This is a genomic window from Methyloceanibacter marginalis, from assembly GCF_001723295.1.
In the GTDB taxonomy this organism is placed as follows: domain Bacteria; phylum Pseudomonadota; class Alphaproteobacteria; order Rhizobiales; family Methyloligellaceae; genus Methyloceanibacter; species Methyloceanibacter marginalis.
The window spans coordinates 1-20,689 of record NZ_LPWD01000056.1 but is presented as its reverse complement, the minus strand read 5'-3'; the positions used below and the strand labels follow the sequence as shown (position 1 = coordinate 20,689).

Annotated in this window: 17 protein-coding genes and 2 pseudogenes; 14 read left to right on the top strand and 5 right to left on the bottom strand. The window is 64.7% G+C overall.

Annotated features, from left to right (window positions below; translation table 11 throughout):
* The first annotated feature begins 50 nt into the window (after positions 1-50).
* From AUC71_RS02910 to thiD, 9 genes are read left to right on the top strand one after another with little or no spacing between them, the layout of a single operon-like run.
* Positions 51-710: a fructose-bisphosphatase class II gene (locus AUC71_RS02910; protein WP_069623068.1), complete on the top strand. Its 660-nt coding sequence runs from the start codon at positions 51-53 to the stop codon at positions 708-710.
* A gap of 34 nt (positions 711-744) precedes the next feature.
* Positions 745-1,683, top strand: a complete 939-nt coding sequence (locus tag AUC71_RS02905; protein ID WP_069623067.1) for a phosphoribulokinase — start codon at positions 745-747, stop codon at positions 1,681-1,683.
* Positions 1,684-1,722: 39 nt separating this feature from the next.
* Positions 1,723-3,726 (top strand): transketolase, encoded by a 2,004-nt coding sequence (gene tkt, locus AUC71_RS02900; protein ID WP_069623066.1) that lies wholly within the window; start codon positions 1,723-1,725, stop codon positions 3,724-3,726.
* A 13-nt stretch (positions 3,727-3,739) separates the two neighbouring features.
* The gene (gene gap / locus AUC71_RS02895; RefSeq protein ID WP_069623065.1) at positions 3,740-4,753 is read left to right on the top strand and encodes a type I glyceraldehyde-3-phosphate dehydrogenase; all 1,014 of its coding nucleotides are present in this window, start codon (positions 3,740-3,742) and stop codon (positions 4,751-4,753) included.
* Between the two features lie 29 nt (positions 4,754-4,782).
* Positions 4,783-6,030, top strand: coding sequence for a phosphoglycerate kinase (locus AUC71_RS02890; protein ID WP_193427004.1), 1,248 nt, complete (start codon positions 4,783-4,785; stop codon positions 6,028-6,030).
* Between the two features lie 24 nt (positions 6,031-6,054).
* Positions 6,055-6,729 (top strand): ribulose-phosphate 3-epimerase, encoded by a 675-nt coding sequence (rpe, locus tag AUC71_RS02885; protein WP_069623064.1) that lies wholly within the window; start codon positions 6,055-6,057, stop codon positions 6,727-6,729.
* Positions 6,729-7,418 (top strand): HAD-IA family hydrolase, encoded by a 690-nt coding sequence (locus tag AUC71_RS02880; RefSeq protein ID WP_069623063.1) that lies wholly within the window; start codon positions 6,729-6,731, stop codon positions 7,416-7,418. Before rpe ends, AUC71_RS02880 begins: the two co-directional genes overlap by 1 nt.
* 10 nt (positions 7,419-7,428) lie before the next feature.
* Positions 7,429-8,163, top strand: coding sequence for a cytochrome c biogenesis CcdA family protein (locus AUC71_RS02875; protein WP_069623062.1), 735 nt, complete (start codon positions 7,429-7,431; stop codon positions 8,161-8,163).
* Positions 8,164-8,209: 46 nt separating this feature from the next.
* A complete protein-coding gene (gene thiD / locus AUC71_RS02870; protein ID WP_069623061.1) occupies positions 8,210-9,025 on the top strand; it encodes a bifunctional hydroxymethylpyrimidine kinase/phosphomethylpyrimidine kinase in 816 nt (271 codons plus the stop codon).
* Positions 9,026-9,031: 6 nt separating this feature from the next.
* Here thiD and AUC71_RS02865 read toward each other — a convergent pair whose 3' ends face one another.
* The 3 genes and pseudogenes from AUC71_RS02865 to AUC71_RS02855 all read right to left on the bottom strand — a co-directional run bounded on the left by AUC71_RS02865 (position 9,032) and on the right by AUC71_RS02855 (position 13,019).
* Positions 9,032-9,877, bottom strand: coding sequence for a fumarylacetoacetate hydrolase family protein (locus AUC71_RS02865; RefSeq protein WP_069623060.1), 846 nt, complete (start codon positions 9,875-9,877; stop codon positions 9,032-9,034).
* Between the two features lie 702 nt (positions 9,878-10,579).
* Positions 10,580-11,379: pseudogene (locus AUC71_RS02860) on the bottom strand (fructosamine kinase family protein).
* A 68-nt stretch (positions 11,380-11,447) separates the two neighbouring features.
* Positions 11,448-13,019 carry a winged helix-turn-helix domain-containing protein gene (locus tag AUC71_RS02855; RefSeq protein WP_069623070.1) on the bottom strand — a complete coding sequence of 524 codons (1,572 nt, stop codon included), beginning with the start codon at positions 13,017-13,019 and terminating at the stop codon, positions 11,448-11,450.
* Between the two features lie 176 nt (positions 13,020-13,195).
* Here AUC71_RS02855 and AUC71_RS02850 point away from each other — a divergent pair.
* From AUC71_RS02850 to AUC71_RS02840, 3 genes and pseudogenes are all read left to right on the top strand, one after another.
* Positions 13,196-13,954, top strand: a pseudogene (locus tag AUC71_RS02850) (SDR family oxidoreductase).
* A 50-nt stretch (positions 13,955-14,004) separates the two neighbouring features.
* Positions 14,005-14,346: a hypothetical protein gene (locus tag AUC71_RS02845; RefSeq protein WP_244500769.1), complete on the top strand. Its 342-nt coding sequence runs from the start codon at positions 14,005-14,007 to the stop codon at positions 14,344-14,346.
* Between the two features lie 174 nt (positions 14,347-14,520).
* Entirely contained in the window at positions 14,521-15,345 is an 825-nt protein-coding gene (locus tag AUC71_RS02840; protein WP_069623058.1) for an alpha/beta fold hydrolase, read from the top strand.
* Between the two features lie 2 nt (positions 15,346-15,347).
* Here AUC71_RS02840 and AUC71_RS02835 read toward each other — a convergent pair whose 3' ends face one another.
* Positions 15,348-17,654 (bottom strand): efflux RND transporter permease subunit, encoded by a 2,307-nt coding sequence (locus AUC71_RS02835; RefSeq protein WP_069623057.1) that lies wholly within the window; start codon positions 17,652-17,654, stop codon positions 15,348-15,350.
* 261 nt (positions 17,655-17,915) lie between these two features.
* Here AUC71_RS02835 and AUC71_RS02830 point away from each other — a divergent pair, with 261 nt between their 5' ends.
* On the top strand, positions 17,916-18,701 hold the full coding sequence (locus AUC71_RS02830; protein ID WP_069623069.1) for a UDP-2,3-diacylglucosamine diphosphatase: 786 nt from the start codon (positions 17,916-17,918) through the stop codon (positions 18,699-18,701).
* Positions 18,701-19,858 (top strand): glycosyltransferase family 4 protein, encoded by a 1,158-nt coding sequence (locus AUC71_RS02825; protein WP_069623056.1) that lies wholly within the window; start codon positions 18,701-18,703, stop codon positions 19,856-19,858. The genes AUC71_RS02830 and AUC71_RS02825 overlap by 1 nt, the downstream gene beginning before the upstream one ends.
* Before the next feature lie 129 nt (positions 19,859-19,987).
* On the opposite strand, the gene AUC71_RS02820 is transcribed toward AUC71_RS02825, so the two are convergent.
* Positions 19,988-20,689 (bottom strand): protein phosphatase CheZ (locus AUC71_RS02820; RefSeq protein WP_141701399.1); only part of this gene is annotated, 702 nt, incomplete at its 5' end.

Sequence of the window (20,689 nt, the reverse complement as noted above, 5' to 3'; positions counted from 1 at the left end):
CCGGAGCTACCTGGTGGCGCGGCTGACCAACGCACTCGCTGTTCTCCGCCGTGGCGCCGCGCGGCGCCATGATGAATCCCGGTCCCGCCTTCTACATGGAGAAGTTCGTGGCCAGTTCGCTTGCCCGCGGCAAGATCGATCCGACATGGTCCACGGCAAAGAAGCTCGAAGAGCTCGCCAAGGTTCTCAACAAGGACGTTTACGATCTCACTGTCTTCGTGCTGGAGAAACCGCGTCACCGCGATCTGGTCAATGAGATCCTAGCAGCCGGCGCGCGCGTGGCCATGTATCCAGCAGGCGACGTGGCGGGCGCTCTCATGGCGGCTGTGCCCGGCTCTGGCATTGACGCTTTGATGGGCACGGGCGGCACGCCGGAAGGTGTCATGTCGGCCTGTGCCATCCGCGCGATCGGCGGTGAGTTCCTCGCCCGCCTCGATCCGCAGCTTCAGACCGAGACCAAGGCGGTCAAGGACGCGGGCATCGACACCACACGCTGGTTCGAGCGTGACGAGCTCATCACGTCCGACGATGTGTTTTTCTGTGCAACCGGCATCACGACCGGTCTCATGCTCGAGGGCGTGGAGCGCACCAGGGCGCACTATAAAGTGCAGACAATGATGATAACCGGGGCGACGGGCGAGCGGCAGATCTTGACGAGTTTTGTGCCGACGGAACGTCTTGCGAGCGTGGCGGCTCGCGATGTCGCCTAACAAGCCATAGGGATAGGAGCGCCTGGGAGCAGTAATGCCCAAGCGAGTGGATCATCCGATCATCCTCGGTATCGTGGGTGACTCGGCGTCGGGAAAGACGACCCTGTCGGCGGGTGTCGCCCAGATTCTGGGCGAGGAGCACTGCTCAATCTTCTGCACCGATGATTATCATCGTTACACGCGCCAGGAGCGGAACGAGGCCGGTCTCTCCGCGCTCGATCCACGCGCGAATTATGTGGACATTTTGGAGCAGCATCTGCGTCTGCTGCGCCGGGGGGAGCCGGTGCTGAAGCCGGTATACTGCCACACGGACGGCACCTTGGGACGCCCCCGCTATTTCAGACCCACGGAGTTCGTGATCGCGGAAGGGTTGCTTGGCTATACCACCCGCGCCATGCGGGACTGCTACGACGTGAAAATCTATCTCGATCCGGAAGACGATCTTCGGGTCAAGTGGAAGATCCATCGCGATACGACCAAGCGCGGCTATAAGCTCGAGGACGTGGTCGCGTCGCTCGGGCGGCGCAAGCAGGACAGCCCGAATTTCATCCATCCGCAGAGAACCTTCGCTGATATCGTCATCCGCTTTCAATCGCCCAAAGGGGCCAACGGCTCCGATACGCAGCTCGATGTCCGCCATCTTCTGCGCCCGACCTTGCCGCATCCCGATTTTTCGCCGCTTTTCGATGGGACCAGCAATGCCGGGCTCCACCTGGAACTCGCTCGCGATAGGGATGGAAAACCCGTCGACGTACTTGAGATCAACGGCAATATCTCCGACAAGAGGGCCGAGCGGATCGAGGATCTGCTGTGGAATCTCATCCCGGAGGCGGGCCATCTGCGCGACGAGGTCGGTCGCATCGATATCGCCAATGGGGCCAACGGCGCGAATAAGAGCCACCCGCTGGCCTTGACCCAGCTTCTCGTAGGATATCACGCGGTCAAGGCGGCAATGGGCGTCCGCGCTTATTAGGGTCGGATTTAGAGGACAACAAATGGCTAGGGCCTTTTGATGCAGGATCGAGCATTGTCTGAAGCGACACACAAGGACATGGCGAACGCCATCCGCGCGCTCGCCATGGACGCGGTGGAGAAGGCCGCGTCCGGCCATCCGGGCATGCCCATGGGCATGGCCGATGTGGCCACAGTCCTGTTCACCCGCTTCTTGAAATTCGATGCCGCGCACCCGGACTGGGCCGACCGCGACCGGTTCGTGCTGTCGGCGGGGCACGGCTCCATGCTGCTCTATGCGCTGCTCTATCTGACCGGCTATCCGGAGATGGAGATCGGGGAGATCGAGCGCTTCCGCCAGCTGGGCGCCCGCACCGCGGGACATCCCGAATACGGTCATGCGCCCGGGATCGAGACCACCACGGGACCGCTCGGGCAGGGCATCGGCAACGCCGTCGGCATGGCGCTGGCCGAGCGGCTGCTCAATGAGCGCTATGGCGACGACATCGTCAGCCACTACACCTACTGCATCGCCGGCGACGGTTGTCTCATGGAAGGCATCAGCCAGGAGGCGATCTCGCTGGCCGGCCATCTCAAGCTCGGCCGGCTTATCGTGTTGTTCGACGACAACCAGATCTCCATCGACGGACCGACCGATCTTGCCGTGTCCGACAATCAGCTCGAGCGCTTCCGTGCCTCCGGCTGGCATGTCGCCGCCGTGGACGGGCACGACCCGGAGGCCGTCGCGCTTGCCATCGAGAACGCGAGGGGCGTCACCGACCGGCCTTCGCTCATCGCCTGCCGGACGATCATCGGTTACGGCGCGCCGAAAAAGGCGGGCACCGCCTCCACCCACGGCTCCCCCCTCGGCGACGAGGAGATTGCCGGTGCGCGCGAAAAACTCGGCTGGGCACACCCGCCGTTCGAAGTGCCGGCCCAGATTCTGTCGACGTGGCGCGCGGCGGGCGCAAAGCATCGTCAGGCTTACGAGAGATGGACCGAAGCGGCGGGCCGGCTCGATGCGGCCTCGCGAGACCACCTCGTCGAGCCGATCGACGCTAAGGTGGCCGGTGACATCGTCCGCGCCATCGCCAGCGTCAAGACGGACTTCGCCGCCGAGGGCGTCAAGCTCGCCACGCGGCAATCCTCGCAGAAGGTGTTGGAGCGGCTGGTGCCGGTCGTCCCGGGTCTGATTGGGGGCTCGGCCGACCTGACCGGTTCCGTAGGCACGCTCACCAAGCAGCATGGCATCGTCAAGCCGGGTGATTTCGGCGGCAACTACATCCATTACGGCGTCCGGGAGCACGCCATGGCGGCGGCCATGAACGGGCTGGCGCTACACGGGGCATCGTCCCCTATGGGCGGCACCTTCCTCGTGTTCTCGGACTATTGCCGCCCGTCGATCCGCCTATCGGCGCTGATGGGACAGCGGGTGGTTTATGTGATGACCCACGATTCCATCGGACTTGGTGAGGACGGGCCAACCCACCAGCCTGTGGAGCAGCTTGCGGCGCTGCGCGCCATTCCCAATCTCCATGTCATGCGGCCGGCCGATTCGGTCGAATGCGCCGAGTGCTGGGAACTGGCGCTGCTTGCCAAGGACAGGCCGGCAATCATGGCGCTCACCCGCCAGGGCCTGCCGCTGCTTCGCACCACGCCCACGGAGGAGAATCTCTCCGCCAAGGGGGCTTATGTTCTGATCGAGCCCGACGGCGGGCGCGACGTGACGCTGCTTGCCACGGGGTCCGAGGTGTCTTTGGCGGTGGACGCCGCAAAATTGCTCCAAGGAGACGGCATCAAGGCCGCAATCGTGTCCATGCCCTGTTGGGAGCTGTTCGACGCCCAGGACGAGGCCTACCGCCAGACGGTGCTGGGCGCCGCCCCGCGGGTCGGCGTCGAGGCGGCCATAGAGTTCGGCTGGCAGAAATGGCTCGGCCAGGATGGCACTTTCGTCGGAATGCGCGGATTCGGCGCATCTGCGCCCGCGCAGGAGCTTTATAAGCACTTCGGTATCACGCCCGAGGCCGTGGCGGCCGCGGCCCGTGAACTGACCGTCAAAAAGTAGAGGTAGGGAGGACATGGCTAACACGCGCGTCGCCATCAACGGATTTGGCCGGATCGGCAGGCTCACTTTCAGGGCGTTTCTGGAAGCCGGCCGCAAGGACCTCGATTTCGTGGCGATCAACGATTTGGGCTCGGCCGACATGAATGCGCTCCTGCTGGAGTTCGACAGCGTCCACGGAAAGTTTCCGGGCGAGATCGCCGTCGCCGACGGCCACCTCAAGGCCGACGGGCAGGATGTCGCGGTCTTGTCGGAAGCCAACCCCGAGAACCTGCCCTGGCGCGATCTCGACGTCGATATCGTCATGGAGTGCACCGGCCGCTTCACCAAGCGTGAGACGGCGGCTCAGCATCTCGATGCCGGCGCCAAGCGCGTTCTGGTCTCCGCCCCGTGCTCCGGCGCGGACCTCACCGTGGTCTACGGCGTCAACGACGACAAGCTGACCCAGAAGGATCACGTGGTCTCCAACGCCTCTTGCACGACCAACTGCCTCGCCCCCGTGGCCGAGGTGCTGCACAAATTGGTCGGTATCGAGCGCGGCTACATGACCACGATCCACGCCTATACCGGCGACCAGCGGACCGTCGACACGCTGCATTCCGATCCGCGCCGGGCCCGCGCCAGCGCGGTGAACCTGATCCCGACCTCGACCGGGGCGGCCAAGGCCGTGGGGCTCGTTCTGCCGGAATTGCAAGGCAAGCTCGATGGCTGCTCGATCCGCGTGCCGGTGCCAAATGTCAGCCTCGTCGACCTGACCTTCCAGGCTTCGCGGCCGACCACGGTCGAGGAGATCAATGCAGCCTTGACCAAGGCGGCCTCCGAAGCCCCTCTCAAGGGCGTTCTGGGCATCAATGACAAGCCCCTGGTTTCATCAGACTTCAACCATAACCCCCTAAGTTCTGTCTTCGATTTGACAGGAACACAGGTTATCGACGGCACATTCTGCCGGGTCGTGTCCTGGTATGACAACGAATGGGGCTTCTCCAACCGTATGAGCGACACCGCGGTCGCCATGGGAAGACTGATCTGAAGGTGACGCGGAACGAATGGTAGAGTGAAATGAAGACAATCGATTTTTCCAGTATCAAGACTCTCAATGGCCTCGACGTGAAGGGCAAGCGCGTCCTCGTCCGCGCGGACCTCAATGTGCCGGTTGAGAACGGCGAGGTCGCCGACGCGACCCGCATCAATCGCGTGCTGCCGACCATCAACGCGCTGCGCGAGAATGGGGCCAAGGTTATTGTCTTGTCGCACCTGGGCCGCCCCAAGGGCGAACGATCTCCGGAGACATCGTTGCGCCCGGTCTCAGCCAAGCTTGAGGAGCTGATCGGGGCGCCGGTTCGCTTCTTCGACGATTGCGTCGGACCGGAGGTCAGAGAGGGCCTGCAGTCGCTCGAGGAGGGCGACGTGGCGATGCTCGAGAACCTGCGCTACCACAAGGGCGAGACGACAAACGATATGAACTTCGCCAAGGAGCTTGCCGCGCTCGGCGATATCTATGTGGACGATGCTTTCTCCTCGGCTCACCGCGCGCATGCCTCCGTCGAGGCGATCGCTCATCTGATGCCGTCTTATGCCGGTCTGCTGATGATGGCCGAGATCGATGCGGTCGGCCGCGCCATCGAGGATCCCAAGCGTCCGGTGATGGCGATCGTCGGCGGGGCCAAGGTCTCGACCAAGATCGACGTGTTGTCGAACCTCGCCACTTGCATGGACGTGGTGGTGGTCGGCGGCGGCATGGCCAACACTTTCCTCCACGCGCAAGGCGTGAATGTCGGCAACTCTCTCTATGAGCCGGATTTCGTGGACACGGTGCGGGATGTCGCCGCCAAAGCCAAGGAGTCGGGTTGCGAGATCCTGCTTCCCGTGGACGAGGTCGTAGCGGTGGAATTCGCGCCCGGCACCGAGTGGAAGGTCTGTGACGTCAACGCCATTCCGTCCGACATGATGGTCCTCGACCAGGGACCGAAGAGCATCGAGCGGCTGAAGGAGCGTCTGGCCGGGATGAAGACGCTGCTGTGGAACGGCCCGCTCGGCGCGTTCGAGATCGAGCCCTTCGGCAAGGGCACGCTCGCGCTGGCTCACCAGGCCGGGAAACTCTCCCGCGAGGGCAAGCTGATTTCCGTCGCCGGCGGGGGCGACACCATTCGCGCCTTGAACATGGCGGGTGTCGCCGACGACTTCACCTATGTGTCGACCGCGGGCGGCGCGTTCCTCGAGTGGCTGGCCGGGCGCCAATTGCCGGCCGTGGCCGCGCTCGCCTCACGCCGCGTGGCCCCGCCGCCGTCCAAAACGATGGCCGCGTAGCACCGGGCAAAAGACGGAGCCGCCATGAGCCGCAAGATCATCGTTGCTCCGTCGATCCTGTCCGCCGATTTCGCCAAGCTCGGCGAGGAGGTGAAGGCCATCGACCGGGCGGGCTGCGACTGGATCCATATCGACGTCATGGACGGTCACTTCGTGCCAAACATCACAATCGGCCCGGACGTGGTGAAAGCGCTCCGGCCCCATTGTGATAAGGTCTTCGACACGCATTTGATGATCGCGCCGTGCGACCCCTATATCGAAGCCTTCGCGAAAGCCGGTTCCGACATCATCACAGTGCATGCCGAGGCCGGACCGCATCTCGACCGCTCACTCCAGCACATCAGGAGCTTCGGCAAGAAGGCTGGCGTCAGCCTCACGCCATCGACGCCCGAGACGGCGATCGAATATGTGCTCGATAAGGTCGATCTCGTTCTGGTGATGACCGTGAACCCGGGATTCGGCGGCCAGACTTTCATCCCGGAACAGCTTGAGAAAATCCGCGCCATTCGCGCGATGATCGGCGATCGTCCGATCCATCTCGAAGTCGACGGCGGCGTCAATGTGGATACGGCGCCGCTCGTGGCCGAGGCCGGCGCCGATGTGCTGGTCGCCGGGTCCGCCGTGTTCAAGGGCGGCGCCTATGCCGAGAACATTGCCGCGATCCGCGACGCGGCCATGCGCGCCCAAGCTGCCGCTTGATGGAGCCATTCGAAGACTGCCGCGCTGTGGTGTTCGATCTCGACGGGACGCTTGCCGACACGGTCGGCGATCTTACCACGGCGCTCAATCGGGCTCTCGCCGAACTTGACCTGCCGCCGCACCCGGAAGAGGCCGTACGCGGCATGGTCGGCGGCGGTCTTGCCAAGCTCCTCACGCGCGGTCTCGCCGCACATGATGTGGTCCTGGAGAGAGCAGAACACGAAGCGGTGCTGGCCCGTTTTGTCGCCCACTATGCGGCCAACCCGGCGGAGCGCTCCAAGCTCTATCCCGGTGCCCGGCAGACGTTGAATGTGCTGCGTGAGGCGGGCATTCCTTGCGGACTCTGCACGAACAAGCATGAGCCCATCGCCCGCGACCTTCTGACGCGCTCGGCATTGGGGCGGCGTTCGGGCGCGATTCAGGGTAGCGAGACGGGGTTTCCCAGAAAGCCCGATCCGGCCTGTCTCATCCATGTGGTGAAGAAGCTTGGCGCCAGTCCCGAGACCGCCCTCATGGTGGGTGACAACGCCACGGACCTGAAGACGGCACGCGCCGCGGGCCTCAAGAGGGTTGTTCTCGTGAGCTATGGTTACTCCGTGACCCCGGTCACCGACTTGGGCGCGGATCTCGTGATCACTCATCTTCACGACTTGGTGCCAGCCCTTGCTCTTCCCGAGCGGGCGCAATAGCAAGACGTCTATGAATGTAACCTATTTCGGCGCTCTCCTGGCGGGCTTCCTCAGCTTTCTGAGCCCCTGCGTGCTGCCGCTCGTGCCGCCTTACCTCTGCTTTCTCGGCGGCACCACCTTCGACCAGCTGACGGGCGAGGACGAGACGCCGGCCCATGTCTATCAGACCGTGGTGCTGTCCTCGGTCGCCTTCGTGCTCGGCTTCACCACGGTGTTCGTGATCCTGGGCGCCACCGCCACGGTGATGGGCCAGCTTGTGGTCGAGAACCTGCCGATCCTCGCCAAAATCGCCGGTGTGATCATCATCATTGCCGGACTTCATTTCCTCGGCGTCATCCACATTCCGCTTCTGCACCGCGAGGCGCGCTATCACGCCGACACCCGGCCCGCCGGGCTGATCGGTGCCTATGTCATCGGCCTGGCCTTTGCTTTCGGCTGGACACCCTGCATCGGGCCCGTACTCGGCGCGATCCTCGCGGTCGCCGCGGGCGAAGATTCCGTGCGCCAAGGCGTGAGCCTGCTGTTCGTCTATTCGCTCGGCCTCGGCATCCCGTTCATTTTGGCCGCCGTCGCCATCAGGCCGTTCATGAGCGCGTTACAGCGCTTCAGGGGACATTTGGCGGTGATGGAGAAGGTGCTCGGCGCCTTTCTCGTGCTCACCGGCATCCTCTTCCTCACCGACTCCATGACGCTGATCGCCGGCTGGATCCTGCAAACCTTTCCGTCGCTTGCCACCATCGGCTGACGATTGCCGCTTGCTCTCGGGCGCCACCGATGAATAGTGGCGCCCTATGAAACAACGCACCACCGCGATCGCGCTGACCATCGCCGGCTCCGACTCCTCGGGCGGCGCCGGCATCCAGGCCGATATCAAGACGTTCTCGGCACTCGGCGTTTATGGCGCGAGCGCCATCACCGCGCTGACCGCCCAGAACACCAGGGGCGTGGATGACGTGATGGCCGTGCCGCCGGAATTCGTGCTCGCCCAGATGCGCAGCGTGGCGAGCGATCTCAAGGTCGGCGCCATCAAGATCGGCATGCTCGCCACCGCGCCCATTATCGAGGCCGTGGCGGATGGGCTCGATGACTTTCCTGGCGTTCCCGTGGTGCTCGATCCCGTCATGGTGGCGACAAGCGGCGATCGGCTGCTCGATGAGGATGCGGTGGAGGCCTTGCGCGACCGGCTCATGCCGCGCGCACACCTGATCACGCCGAACCTCCGGGAGGGCGCGGTCCTGCTCGGCGAGCCGGCGGAGAGCCGGGAGCAAATGCTGGAAGGCCGCGCCGAGCGCCTGCGCGATCTCGGAGCGAAGGCCGTCCTGCTCACGGGGGGCGAATCCATGGCCGAGACGGCGCTTGATATCTTCGCGGACGAGAACGGCGTCCAGCGCATCGAGGCGCCGCGGGTGGAGACCGAGAATACCCACGGCACGGGCTGCACCTTGTCCTCGGCCATCGCCGCGGAGCTGGCCAAAGGCGAGAGCTTGGACAAGGCGGTGAAGATCGCGAAGCTCTACGTCACCGCGGCCATCATCGCCGCCGACGAGATCGCGGTAGGCCAGGGCAGGGGCCCCGTCCACCATTTCCATGCGCTTTGGAAGGCCTGAGGACGCTTAACCGTCGGCCACGACCTTGGCGTGCTGCTCGCCCAGCCCCTGAACGCGCAGCACCATCTCGTCGCCGGGCTTGAGGAACACGCGGGGGTTCCGCGCCATGCCGACGCCAGGCGGCGTGCCCGTGGTGATGACGTCGCCGGGGACCAGCGTCATATATTGGCTGATATAACTCACCAGATCCGCCACGCTGAAGATCATGGTCGCGGTGTTGCCGGTCTGCATGCGCTCGCCGTTGAGGTCGAGGCTGAGATCGAGTGCTTGCGGATCGGCGATCTCGTCGGTGGTGACGAGCCAGGGGCCGAGCGGGCCGAAACTGTCGTGGCTCTTGGCCTTGATCCATTCGCCCGGGCCCCCCTTCTGGAGGCTGCGCTCGGAGACATCGTTGCCGATGCAATAGCCGGCCACATAGTCGAGCGCGTTCTCCTTGGCCACGTTCTTGGCCCGCGAGCCGATGACCACGGCGAGCTCGACCTCGTAATCCATGCGCTTGAAGGCCGCCGGCGCCAGAACGGGATCGTTCGGTCCGGACACGCAGGAACTGGCCTTGGCGAACACGATCGGCACCTCGGGGATCGGCATGCCGGTCTCCTCGGCGTGGTCGCGATAATTGAGCCCGATGCCGAGGAATTTCGGCACCACGCCCACGGGCGCGCCGAGGCGCGGAGACCCTTCGACCAGAGGGAGCGTCCCAGGATCGATCTCCTTCAAACGCTTGAGGCTTTCCGGCCCGAGCGCGTCGCCCGAGAGATCGCCGACGACGCCGGAGAGATCGCGGATCCGTCCGTTGCCGTCGAGAAGGCCGGGCTTCTCCTGTCCGCTATCGCCAAATCGTACGAGTTTCATTGCGCTCCCTTAAGGCCATGGTTCGCCGCATGATGCACAGGAGCGGGCGAGGCGCAACGGCGCGCCGCCGCCGTCCGTACCGACGCTGAATCGTCCGTCACAGGCGCTGTGGCCCGGTCAACGCGGCCTCGTGGCTCATATGCAACAGCCCTTGCGTAAAGTTTCGGCGAAAGGGGTGGGGCCGGTGCCCGCAAAACGTGTGCGGCAGGCCCAGCGAGGGGGCGCCGCAACCCCGGCCATGACTCGTTAACACGCTGATTTTCAACAAGGAAAAAGGATAAGCAGAGCCGCGCCCTAAGGCGTTTTGCATTTCCGCAACAGTGCCGGAACGAAGTGCATTTGCGGCCTCGCGCTTGTTGAAGGACGGAGGCCCGCCGCGCTAGCTTTGCATCACATCACGGGGGACGGGCTGGGGGGCCTACTCTTCCGGGGGAACGGACGACAGAGCAGGGACCTGAAGCAAGACCAAGAATTGGACGGCTCAGGAACATAATGGGGGGCGAGCCGAAGCCCGCAAGTAAAGGTGCAAGCCTTTCGCGTTCGGCTCGTTTCGCAGGGAAGACCGGCCCGGCTTGCCCGGGCCGGTTCTTTTTTATCCTCGCAAAACAGGCGCGTTTATCCCCGCGAAATAGGCGGGCAAATTACCCCGCAATCATGCGCCGCTGACGCCCCGAGAAGGCGCCATTACACATCCAATAAGAGTCAAAATCCGAGCCGCGCCACCGTCGCCTCGATGCCGGAAAGATAGCCCGCCCCGAACAGCCGGACATGCACCAGCGCCGGGTAGAGATTGTAGAGATCCCGCCGCACATCGTGGAAGCCCGGCTCGAGCGGGGATAGCGCCTCGTAGGCGGCGAAGAACGCCTTCCCGAACGTGCCGAACATCGTGGTGAAGGCGAGCTCGATCTCCGGATGCCCGAAAGAGATCGCCGGGTCGACGAAGCCCGCGATCCGGTCGCGCGCACGAGCACATTGCCGGTCCACAGATCGCCGTGGAGCAGGCTCGGGTGGGACGGCTCCAGCAAATAGTCGTCGAGGCGCGCGGCGAGTTTTTCGAGCCGCAAGAAGAGCGGCGCCGGCAGCCGGCCTTCGTCGTTTGCCGCGTGCGCCATGTGCAGCAAACGGTGGTCGCGGAAGAACGGCACCCACAAAGCGCCCATCGGATTGGGCTGGGGCAGGGGCCCGATAAGCGTGTCCCGCGCAAAGCCGAAATGCGGGCGGGGGCTGGCGTGCAGGGCCGCGATGAGGCGCGCAGCGTCGCTCTCCACCGCCGGCGTGACCGGGCCGCCATCGTTCTCGATGAAATCCATCACCAGAAGATCGGGCTCGGACACATGGACATGCGGCACTGGCAGATCCGACAGCCGGGCGAGCTCGGAAAGCATAGTGCCTTCGATCTCCAGGCTCGGCCCATCGCTCCCTTCGCTGCGCGCCTTGACCGCGAGGTGGCGTCCGTCCTGAAGCCGCACCGCGAGGCCGGTCAGCCCGAACCCGACCGCCATGGACGCGGCCTCGACGACGGCCGAGCCGAGCGTGGATTGGAGGCGTGTCTCAAATCCTCGGCTCACCCTCACGCCGGCAGGCCCGCTTTGCGCAAGCCGTCTGTCAAGGCGGCCAAGTCTTCCGGTCTATGGATCGGGAGCCACTCTTTGAGATTTGAGAGGCGCAAGCTGGGATAGAGCCGGAGCAGATGATCCATGGCTTGCCGTGCGTCGTCCGTTCGCCCGGACAGGGCATGACACGCTGCGATGACTCCGATCACCATGGTGAAGTCGGGAATCTCTCTGGCCGCCTTCTCCGCCCAGGACGACGCGTCGTCGATGCGGCCCGCGAAAAAATGCGCGACCGCCATTCCGGCTTGCATGCGGTAGAGTTCCGGATCGAGTGGGCTAAGGCGCATGGCGTGGGTGAACCGCTCGATGGCGTCGTCCGGCTCGCCGTGCCAGAGCTTCAAGAAGCCTCCAAGGAACCACGCGGCAGCGAGGTTGGGATTGAGAAGGAGGGCCCGGTCGAGCAGCGCAATGCCGTTCTCGAGGTCACCGCTGAGATGCGCGAGCGCATGGCCGCCGCGCGCGAGCGCGACCGCGTCGTCCTTTCCAAGCTCGACGCCACGACGGGCGAGCCGCGTGCCTTCAGAGATTTCTTGCGGCCGGTCGGTCATCCAACCATTGACCTTGCGCCAGAAGTAGCACCACGCCGCCATCGCGTGGGCCGACGCGAAACCGGGATCGCGCGCGATCGCCTCTTGGAACAGCGGCAGCGCCTCCTCGATGGCCTCCCGCGTCCCGCGGTGCAGTTTCGCCATGCCGCGCAGGTAATAGTCGTAGGCGTCGAGGCTCCCGGTCGGCTTCTTCTGCGCGCGCTCGATCTCCGCGTGCTCCAGCTGCGGGGCGATCGCACCGACCACGCTTGCCGTCACCTGATCCTGCACGGCGAAGATGTCGTCGAGCGCGCCTTCGAAGCGTTCGGCCCACAAATGCGCGCCCGTCGCCGCGTCGATCAGCTGTCCCGTGATCCGCACGCGGTTCGCCGACTTGCGCACGCTGCCTTCCAGCACGTAGCGCACGCCGAGCTCGCGGCCCACCTGCTTCACGTCGACGGCGCGCCCCTTGTAGGTGAAGCTCGAATTGCGCGCGATCACGAACAGCCAGCGGTTGCGCGACAAGGCCGAGATGATGTCCTCGACCACGCCGTCAGTGAAATAGTCCTGCTCGACGTCGCCGCTCAGGTTCAGGAAGGGCAGGATGGCGATGGAGGGTCTGTCCGGGAGGGCCGGCGCAGCTTGAGGCACTTCATCGCCGGGCGCGGGCGATTCTGACGTCGAGCCGGGCTCAAGCTCCACGACCTCGCCGACGAAGCGGAACCCCTTGCGGGCAACCGTGCGGATCAGCTCCTGCTTGCTGCCGCTGTCGCCAATCGCCTTGCGCGCCGCGTTGATGTGGCTGGTCAAGGTCGAGTCCGAAACGATCCGGCCGTCCCAGACCGCGTCCAGCACCTCGTCCTTGCTGACGACGTGTGCCCGGTGGTTCACCAGATAGAGCAGGAGATCGAAGACCTGCGGCCCAACGGCAATCGGTTGTGCATCGCGCGTGAGCTCCCGGCGTTCAGGATCAAGCACGTAGTGGCCGAACATGAGCTGCATTCGGCGCTCCATGAACCCGTGCGCGGGTGCCCGCCAACCGACCGACGAAGAGACTGCGTCTCCTTGGACAGAGAGACACGCGAAATTCAACCGAAATTCAAGGTCGCTGCAAGGCTTTCCGCCAGGCCATCCGGCATTCTTGCCTTCGCTGAACATGAACCCAGGGAGACTCGACCATGAAAATCGTCGTCATTGGAGGCAGCGGCCTCATCGGAACGAACGTCGTGAACAGACTTCGGGCCCGCGACCACGAGGTGGTGGCCGCCTCTCCCGCCTCCGGCGTCAACACCATCACCGGGGAAGGCCTGGCAGAGGCGCTTTCAGGTGCGGAAGTGGTCGTGGACGTGGCGAATTCCCCGTCCTTCGAGGACGCGGCGGTGATGGAATTCTTCGAGACGGCCGGACGCAACCTCATGACCGCGGAGATTGCTGCGGGGGTGAAGCATCGATCTCGCCCTGTCGGTGGTCGGGGCCGAGCGGGTCCCGGCGAGCGGCTATCTTCGCGCGAAGCTGGCGCAGGAGAAGCTGATTAAGGAGTCCGGGGTGCCTTACACCATTCTCCGCTCGACCCAGTTCTTCGAGTTCGTCAACGGCATCATCGCGCCGGCGCCGACGGTGACGTGGTGCGCCTGTCGCCGGCTCTGCTTCAGCCCGTTGCCTCGGACGATGTAGCCGCGGCGCTGGCCGAGCTGGCGCTCGGAGCCCCGCGCAATGCCACGATCGAAGTCGCCGGCCCCGAAGCCTGCCCTCTCGACAAGGTCGCCACGAAGTTCCTGGCCGCGAAAGGAGACGGCCGCCGGGTGATCGCGGACGTACACGCGCGCTATTTCGGTGCGGAGCTGAACGACCGGTCTCTGACGCCGGGCGAGGGTCCGCGTCTCGGCACCATTCGCTTTGATGACTGGCTCGCAACCTCACACGGGGCGGCCCGATGAGCCGGGCGCGAGCAGACGGTTCCACTGCCGTAAAATGGCTTTGCCTGAGCGTGGCGACGCTCTTCGGCGTCGCGCTGCTCGGCAACGGTGTCTCCATGCTGGTTTCGCCCGAAGCCTGGTATGTCGCGGTTCCAGGCGTAACCACGACCGGACCGTTCAATCAGCATTTCCTGCGCGACATCGGACTGATTTTTCTTTTTCTAGGCGGTGCATTCCTGTTGGGCGCGGCACGGCCGGACTTGCGCGTGACCTTCTGGGCGGCCCCGACACTATGGCTCTCGGGCCACGCTCTGTTTCACTTCTGGGAAGTGGCCGTGGGGATCTGCTCGAGCGCCGTGATCCCGCGCGACTTTCCCGCGGTCACGTTGCCGGCGATCATCGGCTCGTCCTGACACTTTGGGCGATCATGACTCGCGAGCTGTCTCGACCAGGGTCATTCCAAGAGGGCCCCGATCGCTGCCCAAAAAACGGTCACTTAGGCCGCGCAGCCTGACAACAAACTGTCACGATCTATGACTGTGATCGCTGCTGTAACGAGAGGTCTGCCGCACATAGGAGCGAATGAGATGCCCACCATCACCACGAAGGACGGTGTCGAGATCTTCTACAAGGATTGGGGTTCGGGCCGGCCGATCGTGTTCAGCCATGGCTGGCCGCTCTCCGCCGACGATTGGGACGCGCAGATGATGTTCTTCCTGAACAAAGGCTACCGCGTCATCGCCCACGACCGGCGCGGGCATGGCCGTTCGAGCCAGACGGATAGCGGGCACGACATGGACCATTACGCCGACGATCTCGCCGCGGTGACCAAGCATCTCGGGCTCAAGGACGCCATCCATATCGGCCATTCGACCGGCGGCGGCGAGGTCGTGCACTATATCGCCCGGCACGGCGAGGACGGGGTGGCGAAGGCGGCCATCATCAGCGCGGTCCCGCCGCTGATGGTCAAGACGGAGTCCAATCCGGACGGCCTGCCCAAATCGGTGTTCGACGATCTCCAGGCGCAACTCGCCGCGAACCGCGCCCAGTTCTACTACGACCTGCCGGCCGGGCCGTTCTACGGCTACAACCGCCCGGGCGCGCAAGCGCTGCCGGGCGTGATCACCAATTGGTGGCGGCAAGGCATGATGGGCGGCGCCAAGGCGCATTACGACGGCATCGTCGCTTTCTCGCAGACGGACTTCACCGAGGATCTGAAGAAGATCACCGTGCCGGTGCTGGTCATGCACAGCGAGGACGACCAGATCGTGCCTTACGTGGCGGCGGGGCCGCTGTCGGCGAAGCTGCTCAAGAACGGAACCTTGAAGACCTACAAGGACCTGCCGCACGGCATGATCACCAGCCACGCGGAGACGATCAACGCGGACCTCCTGGCCTTCATCGAGGCGTAGGGCTAGCCGAGCGCCTTCGACACGGTCTTCGATTTCTTGCGCCAGCCTTCGACCGTCTCCATGAGCGCGGGCAGGAACAGCAGCGCGCCGACCATCGAGGACAGCAGCACGATGACCACGATCGTGCCGTAGAGCGAGACCATGGGCAGCTCGCTCAAGAGGCTCGTGCCGATGCCGGCGGCAAGCACGATCGTGCTGATGATCACCACGGGGCCGACCGCGGTGATCGTCTGGCGCAGCGCCGTGTCCAGATCGACCTCGTCGGATTTCTCCAGGCGATAGCGGTTGAGCACATGGATCGTGCTGTCGACGGCGATGCCGAAGCCGACCGTGAAGGCGACCAGATTGGTGAACTGAAGCCCCCAGCCGGCCAGGTAGATATAGGCGCCGCCCATCGCCAGCGGGAAGAGGTTCGGCAGGATGCTGACCAGCCCTGCGCCGACCGAGCGCATGGCGAGCGCGATCAACACGAGGATCATGCCGACGGTGATCATCAGGCTGCGATTGAGCAGCTCGATCATTTCGTGGCTCGCCCGCGCGGTCACCGGGACGATGCCGGTCACCGAGATCTGCACCTTGGTGCGTTCTTCTTTGGCGATGCTGTTTAGGCGCCGCTGCAGCCGCTCCATCATGGGGTCCAGCTCGTCGGAGGTGAGCTCGCCGAACCGGGCGGTGACCAGCACGGAATTCTCTTCCATTGAGGCGAGCCCCTTCACCAGCGAGGTGTCTTTTGCGCTCTCCAAGAACGCCATCAGACGGTCCTCGCCCTCCACCCCGCCGCCGAGCCATTCCTCCATGGCGTGGGCCGAGGTGATGGCCCCGAGCGCCGGCTCGCGCGCCAGCGTGGCGTGAACCTTGCGGATGACGTCCAGCGTGCGGAAGGACATCAGATTGTAGTCCTTCGGCCAATCGAGGACGACGAGCAGCGCGTTGGCGCCGGCAAGCTTGCTGTCCACGGCGTTGAGGCCGGCGAGCGCCGGATGGTTCTCCGGCAGGTTGCTCGCATAGCTGTAGCGCGGTTCGTTCAGGAGATAGAGCCATCCCGCTGCGAGGACGATGAGGACGCCCACCGCCGAGATGGCGCGCGGGGCGAACGTCACCGCGTCGGCGGCCCAGTGGCACACGCGGTCGATGCCCCGCAGGACACTGTTCTTTTCGACCTGCTGCTGATTCTCGCGGGCGAAGCTCCGCAGGAACAGCAGCGCCAAGGGCGGGACGAGAAGAAGCGTGCCCATCAGCGCGACCGCCGTGCCCGACGCCGCGACGATGCCGAAATTGGCCACGAAGGGATGCGGCATCCAGATCAGCGACGCCAGGGCGAGCGTCGTGGTGAGCGAGGTGAGCACGCAGGCCGGCCCGACGCGGCGGATGGCCCGCTCGACCGCGGCCTCGAGGCTGGACCCGGCCCGGACGCGTTGCGCACCGAAAAGAGCAGAATGCAGGCAGTCGGAGAACACGATGACGAGCACGATGGTCGGCGCGACTCCGGTCAGAAGGTTGATCTCCTGCCCGAAGAGCCACATGCCGCCGAGGAGCCAGATGACCGCGACGACGGCGGGAATGCCCGCGACAGCCACGAAGGCGAGCCGGCGGAAGAACAGCCAGGCGATCAGGAGCGAGACACCGAGCGCCAGCAGCCGGAAGATCTTCTGATCGCGCGCAAGCGCCGAGATGATCTCGATCCGCATCGCGGCGAGCCCCGTCAGCGCCAAGTCGAGGTTAGTGCCCGCCAAGACCTCTTCGGCCTTGCTCCTGACTTCGCCGACGAGCCGGCGGTCCGTCTCTTCGCTCCGGTTTTTCTCGGCCAAGGAAATGGAGAAGACGGCGAGGCTGCCGTCGTCGGACAGGAGCTTATCGGCAATGAGGGGATTGGCCGTCGCCTCCTTGCGAAGCGCATCCCAGTTCTCGATCCTATCCAGGTCGTCCGGAAACAGCGGCTGGAGCTCCGCACCCTCTTCGGGCGGTTGAATGGCCGAGAACATCGACAACACGCTGCGCACGCCGGCGAGCGCGCCGAGCTCCTGGTCGAGCGTCTTGAGCGTCTTCAGGTCGTCGAGGTCGAAGGGCTTGTCCGAGGAAACGACCACGTGGATGTCGCGCTGGACGTCGGGAAAGCGCTCTTCGACGACATCGAGCTGGTCGAACGCCGGGTCGCCCGAGCGGAAAATCTCTCGAATGTCGCTCGAGAACTGTAGCTGGCTCGCCCCGTACGCCAGGATCGGGGTCACCAGAATCACGATCGCCAAGCATATCCAGGGATAGCGCAGGGAGACGAGGCCAAGCTTCTCCAGTCCGAACCCGGCTGTCATGCGGCTACCCGAGAGCGCCCGACATCATGGATCACCCCGTCTTTGTCGCTCATTCAACCCCCAGCTCAAATCCCGCAAGTTGTTAACCCAAAGACGGGCGAAGCCCAAGCCCCAGTGAGCCAAGCCCGGTCAACCTCTGCAAGCTGCCGCCCGTTAACCTAGGTAACCGTGGATGTCACAACCCTGAAACAAAATCACCTTAAGTCGCGCTTTATCGTGCTGAACACTCGGATCGAAGACGACGCGACAAACGAGCCGGAAATGCGGCAGTATCGCGCGCTTTTTATTTCCGACATCCATCTCGGCACCAAGGCCTGCCAAGCCGAAGCCTTCCTAGACTTTATCCGCTGCCACGACGCGCCCCGCATCTACCTCGTGGGCGACATCGTCGACTTCTGGCGCATCCGGCGCGGCATCTACTGGCCGCAAGCCCATAACGACGTCCTGCAAAAGCTGCTGCGCAAGGTCCGCAAAGGTACCGAGCTCGTCTACATCCCGGGCAATCACGACGAGGCCATGCGCGAATATTGCGGGTCCCAGTTCGGCGGCATCGCCATCGAGCGCCAGACGGTCCACACGGGCGCCGACGGCAGGCGCTATCTCATCATGCACGGCGACGAGTTCGACGTGGTCGTCCGCTACGCCAAGTGGCTCGCCTTCCTGGGGGACTGGAGCTACACGATGGCGCTTTGGTTCAACACGCATCTCAATGTCGTGCGCCGCTGGTTCGGCATGCCGTATTGGTCGCTGTCGGCCTACCTCAAGCACAGGGTCAAGCGCGCGGTGAACTATATCGGCGAGTTCGAGCAGGCCCTCTCGCAGGAAGCGCGGCGCAACGGCGCGCAAGGGGTCATCTGCGGGCACATCCATCACGCCGCCATGCGTCAGGTGGGCGACGTCGTCTATATCAATCTCGGGGACTGGGTCGAAAGCTGCACCGCCGTGGCCGAGACCGAGGAGGGGATCTTCGAAATCATCCGCTGGAATCCGCACACGGGCGTGCGCGGGGCCGACGCCCCGGCCAAGGAGCTTGAGGCTGCCGCCTGATGCGCATCCTCATCGCGACCGATGCCTGGCACCCCCAGGTGAATGGCGTTGTCCGCACCTATGAGAGGCTGGCCGTCGAGCTTCCGAAGCTCGGCGCCGAAGCCTGCTTCCTCGCCCCCTCTCAATTCCGCACGCTTCCCTGTCCCACGTATCCAGAGATCAGGTTGGCGCTCACCACACCGCGCACGATTGCGCGCCATATCGAGGCGGCGCAAGCCGACTTCATCCATATCGCCACGGAGGGCCCCATCGGCCTGATGACGCGGCAGTACTGCCGCAAGATGAAGCGCCCCTTCACCACGAGCTATCACACGCGCTTCCCCGAATATCTCTCGGCCCGGCTGCCCGTCCCCGAGTCTTGGGGCTACGCCTTCCAGAGGCGCTTCCACAATAGCGGGGCCGGGTTGTTCGTCGCCGCGCCTTCCGTGGAAGCCGATCTCAAGGCGAAGGGCTTCGAGCGCATGATGCGCTGGACCCGCGGCGTCGACGTGGATCTGTTCAAGCCGCGCAAAGTGCGCCTGTTCGGCACGGAGCCGGTCTTTCTCTATGTCGGACGCGTCGCCGTGGAGAAGAATATCAAGGCCTTTCTCGATCTCGACCTGCCGGGCCGCAAGGTGGTGGTCGGCGGCGGCCCGCAAGCGGCGGAGCTCGAGCGGCGCTATCCGGATGTGCTGTTCACCGGGCCGAAAGAGGGCGAGGACCTGGCCAAAGCCTATGCCTCGGCCGATGTGTTCGTGTTTCCGAGCCTCACCGATACGTTCGGCCTCGTGATTCTGGAGGCTTTGGCCTGCGGCGTGCCCGTGGCGGCCTTCCCGGCCCATGGGCCGAAGGACGTGCTCACGGACCCGGCGGTTGGCGCGATCGACACCGATCTCAGGGCCGCCGCGCTTCGCGCGCTGGAGCTCGACCGCGGCGCGGCCAGGGCGCATGCGCTGAATTACAGTTGGGAGAATTCGGCCCAGGAGTTTCTGGACAACGTGCTCGCGGCCCACAATCTGGGACTGCCCGAGCGGCGCCGGCTCTTGCCGCGCTTGCGCCGGCGGCGGGCCGAGACCCCCAAAAAGAAAGCGGCCCGGTTGGGGGGAAACCGGGCGCTTCATTCATGCGTCAGTTTGGGGGACGCTTGGGGGAACTTGCGTCCACCCAGAGATGGTTAGCGGCCCGTTTCTTTTCAAGACCGGACGTGCCAAGTTGTCGCACCTGACGCGCTAAGTCTCAGTAAGAGAAGGCAGAAAAAGGCTAGCCGAAAAGGGCGGCGCGCTTTACCGCGTGAAGCTCGGAGAGGGTCAAGGGCTCCGGCCGCTCGAACCGGGCGCTTTCCGGCCCGGCGGAGCCTCCGGCAGGCCTGGTGCGGCGCGGCTTGGCGCGGCCTCCGCGTGGAGGCTCCGACCCTGCGTCAGCATCGCATCCACGTCATGCTGCTTCAGGCCGTCGCCATCTTTCGGGGGACCGTTCAGAAGGTCGTCGTCGTCCTCGGTGAGTGGCCCCGCCGGCGCGGCCTCCCCAACATCCGAGGCGCCGATCATCGCGTGGATGCGCTGTTCGACATGGCGCAGCAAGCGCACCACCTTGGCGGTCCGCTGCCCGGTGATGTCCTGGAACGAGCACGCGGTGTAGATATCGATAGCGTGCCGATCGAGCCGGTCGCAGAACGCGGGGTCCACGCCCTTCTCCCGAAGCGTCCAGGCCACCTCTTGCACGTCCTCGGCAGCCGACAGGATCTCGGACGTGGCCGTCTCCGTGGCCTCGACGATCTGGTCGAGCTCCTCGGAAGCGTTTGAGAGACGCTTGTCGAAGGTCGGAGGCGTGCGAAGCTGGGCAATCTCGCGCCGTGTGCGGGTAATCGCCGCGCTGATATCCGCGAGCTCGGCGAGAATGCCGGAGAAGCCGCTTTGCCGTTGCGGCTTGAGCACCGCCGCCTCGAGCCTGGCGATGGCGTCGAGCAGCAATTGCGTCTCGGGCGCGTGTTGCGGCGCGATTCGGCGAGG